Here is a 17,454-nt window from a genome sequence, read left to right as displayed (position 1 = left end):
GCGAGCACGGCGCGTGCTCGCCGGCGGGTGTCTCAGCCCTTGGGCAGGACGCAGCCGGGCCGCTCCAGGTCGAGCTTGTTGCCGGTGCCGAAGCACTTGGGTATCTCGTATGTCTCCTGCGCGTAGCCGATGCCGCGGCGCACCGTCACCTGGCCGTTGGCGTCGACCTCACAGGGGTTGTTCAGGGTGCAGCGCTGGCCGCTCTCGTTGATCGTGTTGTTGACGGCCGCCACCTTGCCGGAGGCGACGTCGATCACCGGCGAACCCGAGGTGCCGCCGATGACCTTGCAGGGGGCGGTGTAGCGGACCGAGTCCTTCCAGGTCCAGTTCCCTTCCTTCAACCGGTAGGCGAATCCGTCCACGTTGCAGTTGTAGGTCTTCTTCCAGTAACCGGAGACGACACTGATCGCGGCGCCCTTGACCGGGTGGGTGGTGGCGACGTCCAGCGCCTTGATGCCGTAGCGCTGCTTGATCTGGGCGTAGGTGGAGGAGAGTTCGTAGAGCGAGACGTCGGTGTCGGTCATGGTCGCGTAGACGACCTTGGTGGCGCGGACCGCGCCGAGGTTGCCCGCCGAGGCGCTGAGCACGGTGAAGCTGCGGCTGGAGGGCTGGTCGACGACGACCTCGCCCGCCCCGGGCATGCCGCTCTCCAGGCAGTGCCCGTTGGACATGACCAGTGCGGGGTCGTTGTCGGTCGAAGTGGGCATGCGCACGATCGAGCCCGAGCAGTTGCTGAGCGCCACCGTGCCGGCGAAGCTCACGGCTCTGGGAGCCGCTGCCTTGGCCGCCGCCGGGTGTCCGGTGGCGTCCGGGGTGGTGGCGGCACCGGCGGTTCCGGCGGTGCCCACGAGCGCCGCGGTACCCAGGACGGCCGTGGCCAGGGCACCGACGAGAGGGCTTTTCATGTGGGGGTCCTCTCACAATCCGTAGCCGAAGGTCCTTCGGCTTTGACGTGCGCATTGTTGGGGCTGCTGGGGCTCCTGGCAACAACTTCGCCGTAACCGGCGGGAAGTCGGCCGCGTGCGGCATGGCGGGCGGGGCGGCCACCGACGGCCTGCGGCGGTCCGCCGCCGGGCGGGAGGCGTCGTGCGGGTGAGCGGCCGCCGCCTCGGTGAGGGGCCGGCCCCGGGGCACCGGTCCGCTTTTTCATGCATTTCTTAGAAACGGCAGCGGTGCACCACAACCGCCCCCTTGCCGACCTGCACCGCCGTCGACTGTCGCGAACATCACGGATGTTGTGGACACGAGGCAGGTGAGGTGTCGTACCCTAAACTCCGCGATCCGTTCGCGCATTTTCCACGGTTTACCGCAAAATTCGGACAGAATGCCGCCGCACCGTCGTTAAGGACCCGGATGCTTTACGCCGCGCCCAAACACCCTCCCGTGCCACAGGAGGGAGTGCGGCGGCCCAGACTCAGGGTCCTCGACGGGCTGAGACTGCTGGCGGCCCTGATGGTCCTGGCGTATCACTACATCACCCTGCGCGACGGCTGGGGCGAGGACCCGGACACGTTCTCCCCGGTCGTGTACCACCTGTCGGAGTACGGGTGGCTGGGCGTTGAAGTGTTCTTCTTGATCAGCGGATTCGTCATCTGTATGAGCACCTGGGGGCGTTCCCTCGGCGATTTCGTGACCTCCCGTGTTTCCCGCCTCTATCCCGCCTATTGGATTGCCGTACTGCTCACGGCGGCCGTCCTGACGGTGTGGCCGAACGTCCGCAGCGCGGACAACTGGGAAACGGTGCTGACGAACCTCACGATGCTTCAGCAGGGGCTCGGCGTGCCCGATGTCGACGACGCCTATTGGACGTTGTTCATCGAGCTGAAGTTCTACCTGCTGTTCGCGATCGTGGTGTTCCGCGGGGTCACCTACCGCCGGTGCGTGCTCTTCTGCGGCCTGTGGACCGTGGCCGGGGTGGTGGCGCTGAAGTCCAACAGCGACCTGCTCTCGGTGTGGGCCATCGCGCCGTACTCCCCGTACTTCATCGCGGGCATCGCCTTCTACCTCATGCACCGCTTCAAGCCCACCGCCCTGCTGTGGGCCATTGTCGCGGTCTCCTTCCTGCTGGCCCAGCACTATCTGCGCGGCCGGCTGGTGATGAACCTCGGCGCGAAGGCGGACATGGCGCAGGGATGGCCGGTGCGGCTGGCCGTTCTGGTGGCTTTCGCCCTGATGGCCGCCATTGCCCTCGGATGGTTCGACAGACTCCAATGGCGCTGGTTGTCCACGGCCGGAACGCTCACCTATCCGCTCTACCTGCTCCACATGTACGTGGGTTTCACCCTCATCGACCTGCTGCGCGACCGGGTGCCCGCGGGCGTGCTCCTGCCGGGCATCGTCGTTCTCATGCTGTTCCTCTCCTGGCTGGTGCACCGGTTCGTGGAACGGCCGCTGGGCAAGAAACTGCGCAATGCCATGCAGAAGAGCTTCGAGGAGATGCGGTACCGGTCGAGAACGGAAAAGACGGCCGCGCCGGTGGAAAAGCAGAGAGAAATCGTACGGGAACGGGAGGAGCGGAAGCCGGATCCGGAATTGCTGCACTGACGGTAGCGGCTGCCGGCGAGGCTCCGGGGAAACTCTGGCCCCAGCCGTCCCGCACGCCGTTTCGCCTCGCCTGATCGCTCGTTGAAGTGCGTGCCGCCGGCACCGGTAGGAGAATTCCGGTGCCGGTCGGCATTTCACGCGTGACGGAGGGAAGACGTCAGAGATGAGCGGTGAGATGTGGGCGATCGTGGTGATCGTGGCGGTCCTGCTGGGCGCGATGGTCGTCGCGGCGATCGTGCTGCTGGTCAAGGTGGTCCGGGCGCGCAGCGCCCTGCGTGACGCGGGCGTACCGCTGGAGAACAAGGTCGCGTACTGGGGAGCCCTGCTCTATCTGATCTCCCCGGTCGACCTGTTGCCCGATCCGGTCCTGCTCGACGACATCGGTGTGCTCCTCTTGGCGCTGCGCTCGCTGCAAGCGGCGGCCGACGCCTCGGGGGTGCGCAAGGGGAAGCGGTCCTCCTCGCGGGAGGTCGAGGCGGGTACGTGAGCCCTGCCGCGCCGCGACTGTCCGGGGGCTACGGGCGCTGCGCGGCTTCGCACTCGTCCATGCGGGCCAGGATCTCGGCGTTCCTGGCCAGGTCCGGAGGCAGCCTGGTCGAGCGGTGGAGGTTCGCCCGCAGGAGCTGGTCCACGGCCAGGTAGCCGTGCTCCGGCAGCGGGTACGTCCGCAGACCGGTGCTGCCGAGGCCGACTTCGCGCAGCTCGGCCTGCTGGAGGTGCGCTTCCGGGGCACGGACCTCGCCGGCGCGGACTTCCGGGAAGCGGATCTGAGCGGGGGCGCGCTGCGGGGCGCGGACCTGTCCGGTGCCGACTTCCGTGAGGCGAACCTGCGCCATGCCGACTTCACAGTTCATGGCGCAGGTCCGCCCGGCGGAAGTCGATGCCGCGCAGGTCCACGTGCTCGCGGGGCAGGTTCCGCACCGGGCGGTCGGAGATCACGGTGAGGGCGGTGTGGATGTCCTCGGGCAGCGGGCGCGTGCCGCGAGGCTCGGCCCGGCCCGAGTGCCGGCCCTCCCGGTCCCCGGCGTCGCACGGCTGCCCGCCACCTCCGTCGCCGGGGGTCGGGTGGTGTGTACGCACGTACGCGGCCAGCACGTTCACCACCGTGAGGTGGTCCTTCCGGGAGTCGTGCATGATGCGCTGGAGCGCGTAGATGCCGCCCAGCCGCTCGGTCGGGTTCTCCGAGCCGAGCAGCTTGATCGCCTCCACGTAGCGGTCGGTGACCTGCCCCTCGCGCGCGATCTCCGCCTGCTCCTGGTCCTTCTCCCGCGTGTGCTGCAACGTGCGGTGGGTGTAGAAGAGACCGGCCGCGGCGATGAACCCGGCCCCGAGGGCGACCAGGGCGGTACGGAACCCGGTGATGACGACGCCGTCGGCCGGCTGGAGTTCGCGGGTGCGCAAGTGGGCGCCGTCGATCCACCACGGCCCGTGCCACAGCAGCAGGGTGTAACCGGCGGAGACGGCGGCCAGAAGCGCGAGCAGGAGGCAGCGCTTGACCGGCTTCATGCCGCACATCATGCCCGCGGCGGCCCGTTGGCGCCCCGCGTCCCCGGAGACTCACGCCACCCCTACGCGCGCTCCGACTTCCCCTTCGCCGCCCGCGCCACCGACTCGCGTGCGATGAACTCCGTGGGCAGTGTGGTGTGTTCGGGGTGGTGGGTGCCGCCCTGTACGCGGGCGACCAGGGCGTGCACGGCCTTGGCGCCCAGTTCCTGTACGGGCTGGGCGACCACGCTGATCCGGGGGCGTACGGCGCGGGCCCAGTCGGTGTCGTCGAAGGTGATCACGGACAGGTCCTCCGGCACGCGCAGCCCCAGCTCCCGGGCCGCGGACAGCACGCCCAGCGCGATCAGGCTGTCGGTCGCGAAGACGGCGGTGGGCGGTGCGGGGGAGTCCAGCAGGTCCGTGGCGAGCACGGCCGGGTCCTCGCCGTGGAAGGCGCCGGTGCGCAGGTAGTCGCCGGTGTCGGCGATGCCCGCCTCCCGCAGCGCGGCGCGGTAGCCCGCTATGCGGGCCAGGCCCGTGGAGCCGGGGTCCACCGGGTCGTCGGCGTCGTCGTTGCCCACCAGGCTGACCAGGGCGATGCGCCGGTGTCCCATGGCGATCAGGCGGCGTACGGCGTCCTGGGCGGCGCCGTGGTTGTCGACGGCGACGGAGTCCATGTCGAGGCGGGGCACGCGCCGGTCGAGGAGGACGACCGGGCAGCCGCCGGTGTGGGCGGCGGTGAGGTGGCCGGTGTCGGTCGTGGAGGCGGGGGCGACGATCAGGCCGTCGACGTGCTTGTCGCGCAGCATCTTCACGGCGGCCCGCTCGGCCGACGGGTCCTCGTCGGTGTTGGCCAGCAGGACCTGGTAGCCGGCCGCGCGGGCGGCGTCGGTGATGCCGCGGGTGACGCCGGCGAAGAACGGGTTCTGAATGTCGGCGATCACCGCGCCCAGGGTGTGCGTCCGCCCGGTGATCATGGACCGGGCGAGCTGGTTGGCGCGGTAGCCCAGTTTCTCGGCGGCGGCTCGTACGCGCTCGCGGGCCTCGGGGCTGACGGAGCCGTAGTCGGCGAGGGCCCGGGAGGCGGTGGAGCGGGAGACGCCCGCCTCGCGGGCGACGTCGGGGATCGTGGCGGGCCGGTGCGGGCCGGTGCGTCGGTTCGTCGTCATGGCGTCGCCAGGCTATCGGCTGTGCAGGGGTATTGACGCCCTGCGGACGGCGGTGGGAAGGTTCCCAACAATCCCGCTGGGAACGTTCCCAATCTCGCCTCGGCAAGCTCTCCCCGCTCGCCTTGGGAACGTTCTCATCTCGCCGTTGGGAACGTTCCCAACCTGCTCGGAGAGGACCCGCGTGACCACCGCGACCCTGCCCCTCAAGCCCATCACCGAGGACTTCAAGGAGGCCGTGGCCTTCGCACTGGGCCAGAACGAGACGGCCCGCGCCTTCGTGGACGACGTCGTCGGCGCCGGACTGCGCAACGTCTTCCTGGTCGGCTGCGGAGGTTCGCTCACCGCCTCCTACCCGGCGCACTTCCTCCTGGAGACCCGCGCGGGCTTCCCGGTCTTCCACATGAACAGCGACGAGTTCAACCTGCGCAAGCCCGCGCTGCTCGGCGAGGGGTCACTCGTCCTCGTCTCCTCGCACACCGGCACCACCAAGGAGACCGTCGCCGCCGCCCGCTACGCCCGCTCCACCGGCGCCAGGGTCGCCGCCCTCACCCGTGACGCCGACAGCGCGCTGGCGCAGGCCGCCGACATCGCCTTCACCTACCGCAGCGAGGACACCGTCGTCGCCCCGAAGGGCGTGCTCTTCGGGCAGCTCGCGTACGCGCTGCTGGAGAAGACCGGCGCCGCAGGCGATTACGCGACGATCCGCAAGGCGTACGAAGCGCTGCCCGACGCCCTGTACACCGCGCAGGAGGAGGGGGAGGCGCTCGCCCACTCCATCGCCACCGCGCTCGCCGACGAACCGGTGACCTACGTGCTCTCGGCGGGCCCCAACTACGGCGCCGGGTACGGCTTCACCATGTGCTACCTGATGGAGATGCAGTGGAAGCACGGCGGCAGCTACCACGCCGGTGAGTTCTTCCACGGCGCCTTCGAGGTCGTCACCGAGGACCAGCCGGTGATCCTCTTCCTCGGCGAGGACGCCACCCGCCCGATGGCCGAGCGCACCAAGACGTTCCTGGACACGTACACCCGCAAGGCCCACTACGTCGACTCCCGGATCTTCACGCTGCCCGGCGTGCCGGAGGAGGTGCGCGGCGACATCACCCCCATCGCGCTGGACGTCTTCGGTACCCGGCTGGCCCGCCACTACGAGTCCGTACGCGGCCACGACCTCGACAAGCGCCGCTACATGTTCCAGGTCGAGTACTGAGTCCGCGCCGCCGCGTTCGCCCGGCCCGGTGCCCGTCGGAGCACCGGGCCGGCCCCCACCGGAGCCAACTGGAGGAAAGAGCGGTATGCGCATCTGCGGACTCGGCGACAACGTCGTCGATCGCTACCCCGGGCGCGGGCTGATGTACCCCGGCGGCAACGCCCTCAACGTCGCGGTGCACGCCGCGCGGTGCGGTGCCGAGGCCGCGTACCTCGGCGTCACCGGCAGCGACGCGGCCGGCCGGCACGTACGGGCGGCGCTGGCGGCCGAGGGCGTTTCGACGCAACGGGCCCGTATCGCCGAAGGGCCCAACGCCTACGCCACCGTCCACCTCGACGACGAGGGCAACCGGACCTTCGGCGCCTGCGACGAGACGATTTCCCTGTTCACGCCGGACGACGCCGACCTGCGCTGGCTGCGCGGGTTCGACCTGGTGCACACCGGCGACTGCAGCGGCATGGAGGAGCAACTGCCGCGGCTCGCCGCCGCCTGCCCGGTCAGCTTCGACTTCTCGGACCGGCACTGGAGTTACGCCGCGCCCCTGCTCCCCTTCGTGCACTGCGCCGTCGTCTCCCGGCCCGACGCCGGAGCGGACGAGGCCGCCGGGCTGCTGGCCGCCGCGCACCGGCTCGGCGCGAAGCTGGCCGTGGTGACGCGGGGCGCCCGGGGCGCGGTGCTGTCGTACGAGGGCACCGCGCACCACCAGCCGGTCGTGCCCGTCCGCGCCACCGACACCCTCGGCGCCGGCGACTCCTTCATCGCGGCGCTGCACCTCGCCCTCCACCAGGGGCGCCCGCTCGCCGACGCGGCGGGCTACGCCGCCACGTACGCGGCAGCCGTGTGCACCCTGCCCGGTGCCTTCGGCCACCCCCTCGCCCTCGAAGACCCGCAGCCCCGCACAGCGTCCCGATGTCCGTGACCCCCTCCCCGCCAGGAGAAAGCCGATGCGCCGCGCTCCCGCCGCCGTCGCCGGCCGCCTGCTCGTCGCCCTGCTGGCCCTCGTGGCCGGCGGGTGCGGGCAGGCCCCCGTCCGCGTCACCCCGAACGACTTCGCCCTCGACGGGCCCCCGCGCGGGCACCTCACCATCCTGGAGAAGTGGGCCGACCCGGAGTACGCCCCGTACTTCAAGGAGGTGGTCCGCGACTACGAGCGCCGGAACCCGGGCGTCACCATCGACCTCCAGGCCGTCGGCGACCAGCCGTACAAGGACCGCATCGCGGTCCTGGCGGCCTCCCGCGAGCTGCCCGACATCTTTTTCTCCTGGCCCGGCCGGTACGCGCGCAAGTTCGCCGACGGCAAGCTGGCCGCCGACCTGTCGGCACCGCTCAAGAACACCGGCTGGGGCCGCACCTTCGAAGCCGACGCGCTCGGCGCGTTCACCTTCGACGGGCGCACGTACGGGGTGCCGCTGGACGTGGACGCCAAGGTCTTCGCGTACAACACCGAGATCTTCGCCAAGGCCGGGGTGCGGCGGGCACCGCGTACCTTCCCGGAGCTGCTGACGGCCTGCGACCGCATCTCCGAAGCGGGCTACACGCCCCTCGCGTTCGGCAACCAGTACGGCTGGCCCGCCGGGCACCTGCTCACCCAGTTCAACGCCATGGAAGTGCCGGCCGCCGTACTGGCCAGGGACTACGACGGCGACGGAGGCGGCAGCGCCTTCACCCACCCCGGCTACGAGCGCGCGTTCAAGGACCTCGGGCAGCTCGCGTCACGCTGCATGGGGCCGTCGGGCACGAGCATGAGCCACGAGTCCGCACAGACCCGGCTGCTGTACGGCAAGGCCGCGATGCAGTACCTGGAGACCCTGGAATTCTCCTACTTGAGCACCAAGGGAGGCGCCCCGGTGCAGTTCGCGAAGAGCTGGGACTTCTTCACCATGCCCGCCATACCGGGCGCGGCGGGCTCGCCCCGCGCCGTCGCCGGGGGAGCGGACGGCCTGCTCGTCGCCAACTCTTCCCCCAACAAGCCGCTGGCCGTCGACTTCCTCAAGTACCTCACCAGCCGCTACCAGGCCCGCAAGATGGTGCGCGACCTGGGCTGGCTGAGCGCGGTCAAGGGCACGGCGGACGACGGGCGGTTGAAGGGGCTGCCCAAGGCGCAGCGCACGCTCGCGGGCAAGGACATGGCGCTCTGGCTCGACACCCGCGCCGACGACAAGATCGTCAACCCGTACCTCTCGGCGGCCGAAGCCGTCCTGGGCGGCCGGACGACCGCCGCCGAGGCGGTGCGCCAGATACGCGAGGGCGCGCGGCAGGCCCACCGCTTCCGCGTCCGTGACTGACCCCGTACGTCGCCCCCCGAAGGAGGTGCCGCCGCCATGCAGCGACGCCGATGGAGCCATGCCCTGTACGCCGCCCCCGCTCTCGCCCTGATCGCCCTGTTCGTCTACTACCCGATCGTGGAGAACATCCGGCTCAGCCTCTTCAAGTTCAGCGTCTTCCAGCCCGGCATGCGCTACGTCGGCCTGGAGAACTACCGGCAGGCCCTCCAGGACCCCGTCTTCTGGAAGGCCCTCGCCAACAACCTCTGTTACGCCGTTACGTCGGTGGTCTTCCAGGTCGGCGCGGCGCTCGTGCTGGCCGCGATCCTGGAGGCGGTCATCGGACGGCGGCTGCGCGGACTGCTGCGTACGGTCTACTTCATCCCCGCGGCCGTCTCCATGACGGTCGCCGGCCTGCTCTTCCAGTTCCTCTACCAACCCGACGCGGGACTCGTCAACAGCGCGCTGGACACCCTGGGCCTCGGCCGGTTCGCACACGACTGGCTCGGCGACCCGGTCACCTCCATCTGGGGTGTCGTGAACATGAGCCAGTGGCAGTCCTTCGGATACACCACCATGCTGCTGACCGTCGCCGTCCAGCGCATCCCGCGCGAACTGTACGAGGCGGCGACGGTGGACGGCGCGGGCCGTATCCGCACCTTCTTCGCCGTCACCGTCCCGATGGTCCGCGAGATGACGACCCTGCTGGTCATCCTCACCGTCTCCGGTGCCTTCCTGGTCTTCAACGAGGTGATGGTGATGACCGGCGGCGGCCCCTCCAACTCCAGCCAGACGCTGGGCACCTGGCTGTACGCCAGCGCCTTCACCGGGGACGACATGGGGTACGCCGCGGCCATCGGCACCGTCATGTTCGCCATCACCTTCGTGGCCGGCGCCGTCCAGCTCCTCCACTCGCGCCGGAAGGCGGTAGCGGCATGACCCTCACCCTGCACAAGCCCGCTCCGGCGGACGCCCCGCCGGCCACCACCGGCGAGCGCCGCGGGCCCGCCCGTTCCGGCTCGGTCGTACTGCGCGTGCTCACGTACTGCGGCCTCGCCGCGCTCGCCGTCGCCGTCGTCTACCCGCTGTGCTGGATGGCCCTGTCCGGCCTCAAGACGAACGGCGAGATCTTCTCCGACCCCTGGGGCCTGCCCGCGCACCCCGACTGGGGGACGTACGCCGACGCCTGGCAGCAAGGAGTGCTGGGCTACCTGCTCAACAGCGCGCTCGTCACCGCCGCCAGCGTCGTCGCGGTCGTCCTGGTCAGCGCCTGGGCCGCGTACGGGCTCACGCGGCTGGCCGTCCCGTGCTCCCAGCCGGCCCTGCTGCTCGTCCTCGGAGCCATGATGCTCTCGCCGACCGTGGCGCTGGTCCCGCTGACGCAGCTCCTCCAGGCACTGCACATCTACGACACCTACTGGGCGCTCATCGTCCTCTACACCGCCTTCAAGGTGCCCTTCACCACCTTCCTCATCCGCGCCTACCTGCTGGGCCAGCCCGTGGAGGTGGAAGAGGCGGCCCTGATCGACGGGGCGAGCCGGTGGCAGACCTTCTGGCGCGTCGTCGTCCCGATGGCCCGCCCGATCCTGGTCTCCGCCGCCCTCCTCCAGGCGCTCTTCTCGTGGAACGAGTACGCCTTCGCGCTCGTCTTCATCACCGACGACCACCTCAAGACGCTGCCCGTGGGCCTCGCGGACCTGGCGGGGCGGCTCAACTCCGACTGGCCGGTGCTCTTCGCGGGCCTGACGATCGCCGCGGTGCCGATGATCGTGATCTTCCTGGCCGCGCAGCGGCACTTCGTCCGCGGCCTGTCCGAGGGCATCGGAAAGTGAGCGGGGGAGGGGCCCGGGGCCGGCGGCCCCGGTGATCGTCCGGGGGGCGCGTGCGGCGCCGCCGGTGCAGGATGGCCCCATGCTGCTGGCCCGTCTCGCACGCGTGTCCGGGGAGGTCGCCGCCACCTCGGCGCGCTCCCAGAAGATCAAGCTGCTGGCCGAACTGTTCCGCCAGGCCGGTCCGGACGATGCGCCGATCGCCATCGCCTACCTGGCCGGGCGGCTGCCGCAGGGCCGCATCGGGGTCGGCTGGAGCGTTCTGCGGGACCCCGTACCGGCGGCGGACACCGCCACCCTGACGGTACGCGGCACCGACGCGGCGCTGACCGCCCTGTCGTCCGTCGCGGGCCCCGGATCCCAGGCCGAGCGGCGCCGCCTCGTACAGGAGCTGCTGGGCGCGGCGACCGAGGAGGAGCAGCGGTTCCTCGTCGGCCTGCTGACCGGCGAGGTACGGCAGGGCGCGCTGGACGCCATCGCCGCCGAAGGGATCGCCGCGGCGGCGGAGGCGCCCGTCGCGGACGTACGGCGGGCCGTCATGCTGGCCGGATCGCTGGAAGAGGTGGCACGCCCCCTGCTCGCGGAAGGGCCGACGGCGCTGGCGGGCTTCCGGCTCACCGTGCGGCGGCCGATCGGCCCGATGCTGGCGCACAGCGCGAAATCCGTCGCCGAGGCGATCGACAAGGCCGGCGCGTGCGCCGTGGAGGAGAAACTCGACGGCATCCGGGTGCAGGTGCACCGCGACGGTAGCGAGGTACGCATCTACACCCGCACCCTCGACGACGTCACCGACCGGCTGCCCGAGATCACCGAGGCCGCGCTCGCGCTCCCGGAGCCGTGCTTCGTCCTGGACGGCGAGGCGATCGCGCTCGGCGGCGACGGGCGCCCGGTGCCGTTCCAGCAGATCGCGGGCCGGTTCGGTTCGCGGGTGGACGTAGCGGCCGCCCGCGCCGCGCTGCCGCTGTCCCCGGTCTTCTTCGACGTCCTCGCGGTGGGGGACCGGGACCTCCTGGACCTGCCGGGCGACCGGCGGCACGCGGAGCTGGTCCGCCTGGTGCCCGAGGAGCAGCGGGTGCGCCGGACGGTGGTCGGTGACCCGGCCGATCCGGCGGCGCGCCGGGCCGCCGAGGACTTCTGGGCCGAGACGCTGCGGCGGGGCCACGAAGGGGTCATGGTCAAAGCGCTGGACGCGCCGTACAGCGCGGGCCGCCGCGGTGCCGCCTGGCTGAAGGTGAAGCCGGTGCACACGCTCGACCTGGTGGTGCTGGCCGCGGAGTGGGGACACGGCCGCCGTACGGGCAAGCTCTCCAACCTCCACCTCGGCGCGCGCGGCCCGGACGGCACGTTCGTGATGCTGGGCAAGACCTTCAAGGGCCTCACCGACGCCCTGCTGACCTGGCAGACGGAACGTTTGCGCGAGCTGGCGGTGGACGAGAGCGGCTACGTCGTGACCGTACGCCCCGAACTCGTCGTCGAGATCGCCTACGACGGCCTCCAGACCTCGACCCGCTACCCGGCGGGCGTGACCCTGCGCTTCGCCCGGGTGCTGCGCTACCGCGACGACAAGACGGCCGCGGAGGCGGACACGGTGGAAACGGTCCTGGCGGCACACGCGCGCCCCGGCCCGCCCGCCGTGCCGGTGGACCCGCCTGCCCCGGACGCGACGGGCTGACGCCCCGGAGCACCCGGATGCCCTCGGCGGCCGTCCGCTCTGGCACTATGACGGGACAGGGCCTCGATCGCTGGTCACAGCCCTGCCATGACGGCACCGCCGCCATGAAATCGATTTCCCGATCCGTGTCGAAGGGGAGGTGTCCGGTGGCACCAGCCGCGGTGGGCCTCACCCGCCCGGTCGGCCGAGCGCCGTCCGTCCGTGCTCTCCGGTAACAGCCCTTCTGCTGTGCACCCAAAGATCCACTTCAACACCTTCAGCTGAGCAAAGGGGCTCTTCCGTTGGCCAGAAAGATCATTCTCGACTGCGACCCCGGGCACGACGACGCGATCGCCATGCTCCTGGCGTACGGCAATCCCGACATCGACCTCGTCGCCGTCACGACCGTGGTCGGCAACCAGACCCTGGAGAAGGTCACCCGCAACGCGCTGTCCGTGGCCCGGATCGCCGGCATCACCGGCGTGCCCTTCGCGGCCGGTTCCCCGCGGCCCCTCGTACGGACCATCGAGAACGCACCGGAGATCCACGGCGACACCGGGCTGGACGGCCCGGACCTGCCCGAGCCGAACTTCGAGCTCGACCGCCGGCACGCCGTCGACCTCATCATCGACACGGTGATGTCGCACGAACCGGGCGAAATCACCATCGTGCCGACCGCCGGCCTGACCAATATCGCCCTGGCCGTGCGCAAGGAGCCCCGCATCGCCGAGCGCGTCCGCGAGGTCGTGCTGATGGGCGGCGGGTACCACGAGGGCAACTGGAGCGCGGTCGCCGAGTTCAACATCGTCATCGACCCGCACGCCGCGCACATCGTCTTCAACGAGAGCTGGCCCGTCACCATGGTCGGCCTGGACCTCACCCACCAGGCGCTGGCCACCCCCGAGGTCACCAAGAAGATCGCCGCCGTCGGCACCAAGCCCGCCACGTTCGTCCTGGAACTGCTGGACTTCTTCCGCGACGCCTACCGGGAGAACCAGGGCTTCGAGCACCCGCCGGTGCACGACCCCTGCGCCGTCGCCTACGTCATCGACCCGGACGTCATGACCGTGCGCAAGGCCCCCGTGGACATCGAGCTGACCGGCGGCCTGACCATGGGCATGACCGTCACCGACTTCCGCTGGCCCATCCCCGAGGACTGCCACACCCAGGTCGCCGTCAAGCTGGATCACGAACGGTTCTGGAACCTCGTCGTGGACGCCCTTGAGCGCATCGGCGACGTCGAGGCATGAGCGCGCCGCACACCGCACGGGCCGCCGAGACGGCGGGTCCGGGGCGCACCGTACGGATCGGCGTGCTGGTCACCGCGCTGCTGACGGCCTGCGTCGCCTTCCAGCTCAACGCCAGCATGCTCAGCCCCGCGCTCAAGAGCATCGAGGACAGCCTCGGCGCCACCTCGGCCGAGATCGGGCTCACCCAGACCGCGTTCTTCACCTCGGCGGCCCTGTTCTCGCTGTTCCTGCCGCGGCTCGGCGACATCGTCGGCCGCCGCAAGGTGCTCGCCGGGATGATGGCCCTGATGGTCGTCGGGTGCGTCGTGGCGGCGCTGGCGCAGAGCGTGCCGATGCTGTTCGTCGGCCGCGTCATCCAGGGCGTGTCGGGACCGACCGTACCGCTGTGCCTGATCATGCTGCGGGTCGAGGTCACCGAGCCGAAGCGGTACGGCACACTGCTCGGCGTGATCACCGCGGTCAACGGCGGCATCGCCGGCGTCGACTCCCTGGCCGGCGGCTACCTCGCCGACCGGCACGGATTCGCGGCGGTCTTCTGGGCCATGGCCGTCGTCGCCGCGATCGCCGCCGCCCTCGTCGCCGTCATGGCGCCGGAGTCGAAGGCACCCGACAGCCACCGGATGGACTGGCCGGGCGTCCTGCTGCTGGTGGTGTCGGTCGGCTCGATGCTCGTCGCGCTCAACGAGGCGGGCAAGCTGGCCGCCGCGAACTGGCCGCTCATCGCGGTCCTCGTGGTCGTGGCGGCGGCCGCGTTCTGGCTGTTCTGGCGCACCGAGGACCGCTCCGGGCACCCCCTGGTCGCGACAAGGCACCTGCGGCAGCGCTCGACCTGGGCGACGCTGCTGACCACCATGCTGACGATGACGGGCGTCTTCGCCGTCATGAACGGGCTCATCCCCGCCTTCGCGCAGGACGCGCAGGCCGGGCTCGGCATGTCGGCCGAGCAGTCCGCGTGGTGGACGCTGACGCCGTACGCCATCGCCGGTCTGGCCATGGGCCCGATCGCCGGACGGCTCGCGGCGACCTTCGGGTACGGCCGGGTCCTGCGGCTCGGGCTCGTCGGCGCGGCGGCGACCGTCGTGCTGATGATCGTCACGCTCTCCGCCCACTCGCGGGGACTGCTGCTGGCCGCCTCCATCCTGGTGGGCATCACCTACGCGGGCGTGGCGAACATCGTGCTCAACGGGCTCGGCATCGTCCTGTCGCCCAAGGAGAACCCGGGCTTCCTGCCCGGCCTGAACGCCGGCGCCTTCAACCTGGGCTCCGGCCTCAGCTTCGCCGCCCTGTACGCCGTCAAGACCGCCGTCCCGGCCGACGACCCGGCGTCCGCCTCCGGCTACACCGCCGGCATGATCGCCGGCGTCGTCATCATGGCCGCCGCCCTCGCGACGTCGTTCCTGATCCCGAAGCCGGTGGAGGCCGAAGCGCACGAGTGAGCGCCGCGGCACGCCTCCGGACGGCCCGGCCCCGCACACGCGGGCCGGGCCGTCCGTCTGCTCCCCGCCAGGTCAACGGCCCGCCGTGGCGTCGCCGACCACCATGGCGACGAAGTCCGCCACCGCCCTGCGGCGGGCGAAGGGGCTGCCCGGGCGGGGGACGCCCGCCGGCGGCTCCACCACGCCGGACCGGTGGAGGCGCAGCGCCTCCGCGATCACGGGGCGCCACTCCGCGCCGAACGTCTCCAGGGCGTACCGGCCCGCCCCGCCCTTGGACGTGATCTCGCCGGTCGCGAGCGTGTAGTGCAGACGGCTGACCCCGAGGACACCCCAGGCGGTCGCCCAGCCGTGCAGGGCCAGCACGCCCCTGAGCGACAGCGGCTCGCGGTGCGCGGCCTGCCAGCGCCGCCAGTAGCCGTCGAGGTTGCCGAGCGTCCACTCGCGCAAGGCGGCCGGGTCCACGCCGACGTCGAAACCGCCAGGCGCGGGACCACGCACCGGAACGGCGTTGGCCGCGAGGACCGACCACGTCACCGGATTGACCTCGAAACCGCCGCCGGCGTGAAACCGTCCCTGCAACGTGTGCGGAGCGCCCGGGCAGGAGGCGAAGCCGCCGGCGAGGTCGTCCCACGTGACGTGGACACCGTCGAAGTGCGGTCTCCGGTGGCGCTTGCGCGTTTCGGCGTGGGCCTGCTCCAAAGCCGCGATGTCCGCCGCGGAAGGGCGTCGCGCGGAAACGGCCACGAAATCGACGTCGCTGCGCCCCGGCCGGAAATCCCCCAACGCGACGGACCCCGTCAGATACAGCCCTTCGACGAGCCCGGGACGCCACCGGTCCGCACTCGTGAGGAATGTGCCCACTACCCCTTCCACCGAAGAATGCACCGTCCGGTCCCCTCCGCTTGCCGATTCGGATACGTGCCTTCTTGCTGGCACGCGCCCAGGGGGCAGCCGGTTCCGGCATGCGGCGGGTGCGTTCACGGAAACGGCCCTTGCACAGCGGCACCCGGTGACGTTCGTGGCGTTCGTCATGATGCGGCGGCGGAATGCCGAGGCCCGGTCAGCGGTGGCAGTACGAGTCGGACGACGCGTCGCCGCCCTGTAGGCGGGTCTGGTGGACGCGCAGGCCCTGGAAGTCCTCGCCGTGCGGGAAGAAGCGGGGGTCGGTGGTGAGGCCGCCGTGTTCGGGGTCGGCGTCGAGTTTGGCGAGCCAGGGGTGGATGCCGCCGGGGTAGAACTGGTCGTCCCACGAGCCGTACAGGGAATTGGTGAGGTACACCCGGCGCCCGTCGCGGCTGAGTTCGACCATCTGCGGGCCGCCGGTCAGGGGCAGTCCCGGCACCGCCGGGTGGGGCTGCCGGGCGGTGATGCCGCCGAGGCGGACGGACGCGGTGCGGCGGGGGTGGAAGGGGTCGCTGACGTCGTACTGGAACAGTTCGCCGGTGCCCCAGGCCGACACGTACAGCCAGCGGTCGTCCACCGACAGGTTGATGTCGGTGACCAGCGGCGGCACCGCGCCGAACGGCTTGAGTACCGGCGGCAGTTCGTCCTCCTTGGCGGGCTCCGCCGGGATGGTGACGACCTTGCGCGCGGCGAACCGGCCGTCGTCCTCGCGGTGCCACAGCCACACCGACGCCGACAGGTCCGCCACGCTCACCACCACGCCGGCGAAGCCCCACGTCGCACCGGGGTCGTGGGCCGGCCGCAGTTCCAGGACCATCTGGTGTTCGTCGCCCAGGTCGACGCGTTGCAGGTGGCGGCCGGTGTCCAGTTCCCAGAAGTGCAGCGCGTGGCCGTACGAGCGGCCGAGCAGCAGCTCGGGGTCGACGCCGTTCTCGACCATCGACGGGGTGCCCCACTCGCTGGTCACGGCGACGTTCCGGTTCAGGTGCCACCAGACGTCGTAGGCCAGGCGCTGCGGGCCGCGGTCCGTCTCCCAGGGGCGCAGTACGTCGAAGGTCTCGTGGTCCAGGAGCGCCACGCCGCCCGGGCCGTCGTTCCCGTGCGCGCCGCCGAGGCAGGACAGCAGGACGCCGCCGGGCCCGCAGTGCAGCGTGTGCGGCCGTGAGTAGCCGGCCCGGTCGGCCAGTTCGGCGGGTTCGATCACCTTGACCAGGCGGGGGCGGGCCGGGTCCGGGTGGGTGTCGAAGACGTGCAGCCGGGAGGAGCGGAGTCCCGGCGTCAGTAAGTAGCGTCGTTCCGGGGCGTGGTGGCCTTCGTGGGCGAGCGCGCTGGAGCAGGCGTTCCAGCCGAAGTGGTGCAGTTCGTCGCCCAGGCCTGGTACTTCGGCGAGGTGCAGCACCCGTCCGTACGAGTACGACCGGGGGTCGGCGTCGACCACGATCAGCGCGTCGGGGCGCTGGGCGGCGCGGTCGAAGCCGACGAGGTAGGCGAGCTTTTCCGGGGGAGCGGCGATGGCTTCGGCGGGGGTCCGGTAGAGGGTGGGGTCGAGGTGCGCGGCGTGTTCAGAAGCAGCGTGATCAGAAGTAGTCATCTTCTGGCTCCCCTTGACTCTTCGCGGTTCCGTGGCCGGCCCCGGGACCGCCGTGGGGGCGAGCCTCGCACAGGGTGTTTTCGCCGCCAAGGGCGCGCCGCCACCGGACGGCTGGGGGCAGC

General features: G+C 71.2%; 16 protein-coding genes. 11 read left to right on the top strand and 5 right to left on the bottom strand.

Annotated features, from left to right (window positions below; genetic code table 11):
• Positions 1-32 precede the first annotated feature (32 nt).
• Positions 33-905 carry a serine protease gene (locus ACH4K4_RS30805; protein WP_398171776.1) on the bottom strand — a complete coding sequence of 291 codons (873 nt, stop codon included), beginning with the start codon at positions 903-905 and terminating at the stop codon, positions 33-35.
• 547 nt (positions 906-1,452) lie between these two features.
• Between ACH4K4_RS30805 and ACH4K4_RS30800 the strand changes: the two genes are divergently transcribed.
• From ACH4K4_RS30800 to ACH4K4_RS30790, 3 genes are all read left to right on the top strand, one after another.
• Entirely contained in the window at positions 1,453-2,544 is a 1,092-nt protein-coding gene (locus ACH4K4_RS30800; RefSeq protein ID WP_398171821.1) for an acyltransferase family protein, read from the top strand.
• Between the two features lie 163 nt (positions 2,545-2,707).
• Positions 2,708-3,031, top strand: a complete 324-nt coding sequence (locus ACH4K4_RS30795) for a YkvA family protein (RefSeq protein WP_398171775.1) — start codon at positions 2,708-2,710, stop codon at positions 3,029-3,031.
• Entirely contained in the window at positions 2,928-3,488 is a 561-nt protein-coding gene (locus ACH4K4_RS30790) for a pentapeptide repeat-containing protein (RefSeq protein WP_398171774.1), read from the top strand. Before ACH4K4_RS30795 ends, ACH4K4_RS30790 begins: the two co-directional genes overlap by 104 nt.
• Here the strand turns inward: ACH4K4_RS30790 and ACH4K4_RS30785 are convergent.
• Positions 3,388-4,050, bottom strand: a complete 663-nt coding sequence (locus ACH4K4_RS30785; RefSeq protein ID WP_398171773.1) for a hypothetical protein — start codon at positions 4,048-4,050, stop codon at positions 3,388-3,390. The two genes, ACH4K4_RS30790 and ACH4K4_RS30785, sit on opposite strands and share 101 nt — an antisense overlap.
• Before the next feature lie 62 nt (positions 4,051-4,112).
• Complete coding sequence (locus tag ACH4K4_RS30780) at positions 4,113-5,198, bottom strand: LacI family DNA-binding transcriptional regulator (protein ID WP_398171772.1); 1,086 nt, start codon at positions 5,196-5,198, stop codon at positions 4,113-4,115.
• A gap of 181 nt (positions 5,199-5,379) precedes the next feature.
• Between ACH4K4_RS30780 and ACH4K4_RS30775 the strand changes: the two genes are divergently transcribed.
• From ACH4K4_RS30775 to ACH4K4_RS30740, 8 genes are all read left to right on the top strand, one after another.
• Positions 5,380-6,408, top strand: a complete 1,029-nt coding sequence (locus tag ACH4K4_RS30775) for an SIS domain-containing protein (RefSeq protein ID WP_398171771.1) — start codon at positions 5,380-5,382, stop codon at positions 6,406-6,408.
• 85 nt (positions 6,409-6,493) lie between these two features.
• Positions 6,494-7,327 (top strand): PfkB family carbohydrate kinase, encoded by an 834-nt coding sequence (locus ACH4K4_RS30770; RefSeq protein ID WP_398171770.1) that lies wholly within the window; start codon positions 6,494-6,496, stop codon positions 7,325-7,327.
• 25 nt (positions 7,328-7,352) lie between these two features.
• Positions 7,353-8,693, top strand: a complete 1,341-nt coding sequence (locus tag ACH4K4_RS30765) for an ABC transporter substrate-binding protein (protein WP_398171769.1) — start codon at positions 7,353-7,355, stop codon at positions 8,691-8,693.
• 36 nt (positions 8,694-8,729) lie between these two features.
• Positions 8,730-9,611 carry a carbohydrate ABC transporter permease gene (locus tag ACH4K4_RS30760; RefSeq protein WP_398171768.1) on the top strand — a complete coding sequence of 294 codons (882 nt, stop codon included), beginning with the start codon at positions 8,730-8,732 and terminating at the stop codon, positions 9,609-9,611.
• Positions 9,608-10,504 carry a carbohydrate ABC transporter permease gene (locus ACH4K4_RS30755; RefSeq protein WP_398171767.1) on the top strand — a complete coding sequence of 299 codons (897 nt, stop codon included), beginning with the start codon at positions 9,608-9,610 and terminating at the stop codon, positions 10,502-10,504. Before ACH4K4_RS30760 ends, ACH4K4_RS30755 begins: the two co-directional genes overlap by 4 nt.
• Before the next feature lie 79 nt (positions 10,505-10,583).
• The gene (locus ACH4K4_RS30750; RefSeq protein WP_398171766.1) at positions 10,584-12,173 is read left to right on the top strand and encodes an ATP-dependent DNA ligase; all 1,590 of its coding nucleotides are present in this window, start codon (positions 10,584-10,586) and stop codon (positions 12,171-12,173) included.
• Positions 12,174-12,454: 281 nt separating this feature from the next.
• On the top strand, positions 12,455-13,402 hold the full coding sequence (locus tag ACH4K4_RS30745) for a nucleoside hydrolase (RefSeq protein WP_398171765.1): 948 nt from the start codon (positions 12,455-12,457) through the stop codon (positions 13,400-13,402).
• Complete coding sequence (locus ACH4K4_RS30740) at positions 13,399-14,838, top strand: MFS transporter (RefSeq protein ID WP_398171764.1); 1,440 nt, start codon at positions 13,399-13,401, stop codon at positions 14,836-14,838. Before ACH4K4_RS30745 ends, ACH4K4_RS30740 begins: the two co-directional genes overlap by 4 nt.
• 72 nt (positions 14,839-14,910) lie before the next feature.
• Here the strand turns inward: ACH4K4_RS30740 and ACH4K4_RS30735 are convergent, their stop codons facing one another.
• Both ACH4K4_RS30735 and ACH4K4_RS30730 read right to left on the bottom strand, forming a co-directional pair.
• Positions 14,911-15,699: an aminoglycoside adenylyltransferase domain-containing protein gene (locus ACH4K4_RS30735; protein WP_398171763.1), complete on the bottom strand. Its 789-nt coding sequence runs from the start codon at positions 15,697-15,699 to the stop codon at positions 14,911-14,913.
• Positions 15,700-15,898: 199 nt separating this feature from the next.
• Positions 15,899-17,332, bottom strand: a complete 1,434-nt coding sequence (locus tag ACH4K4_RS30730; RefSeq protein WP_398171762.1) for a selenium-binding protein SBP56-related protein — start codon at positions 17,330-17,332, stop codon at positions 15,899-15,901.
• Positions 17,333-17,454 lie beyond the last annotated feature (122 nt).

The sequence above is a fragment of the Streptomyces sp. NPDC017529 genome (assembly GCF_044329785.1).
Lineage (GTDB): Bacteria > Actinomycetota > Actinomycetes > Streptomycetales > Streptomycetaceae > Streptomyces.
The sequence above is the reverse complement of the archived record's forward strand: the minus strand, read 5'-3'. Positions and strand labels throughout refer to the sequence as shown.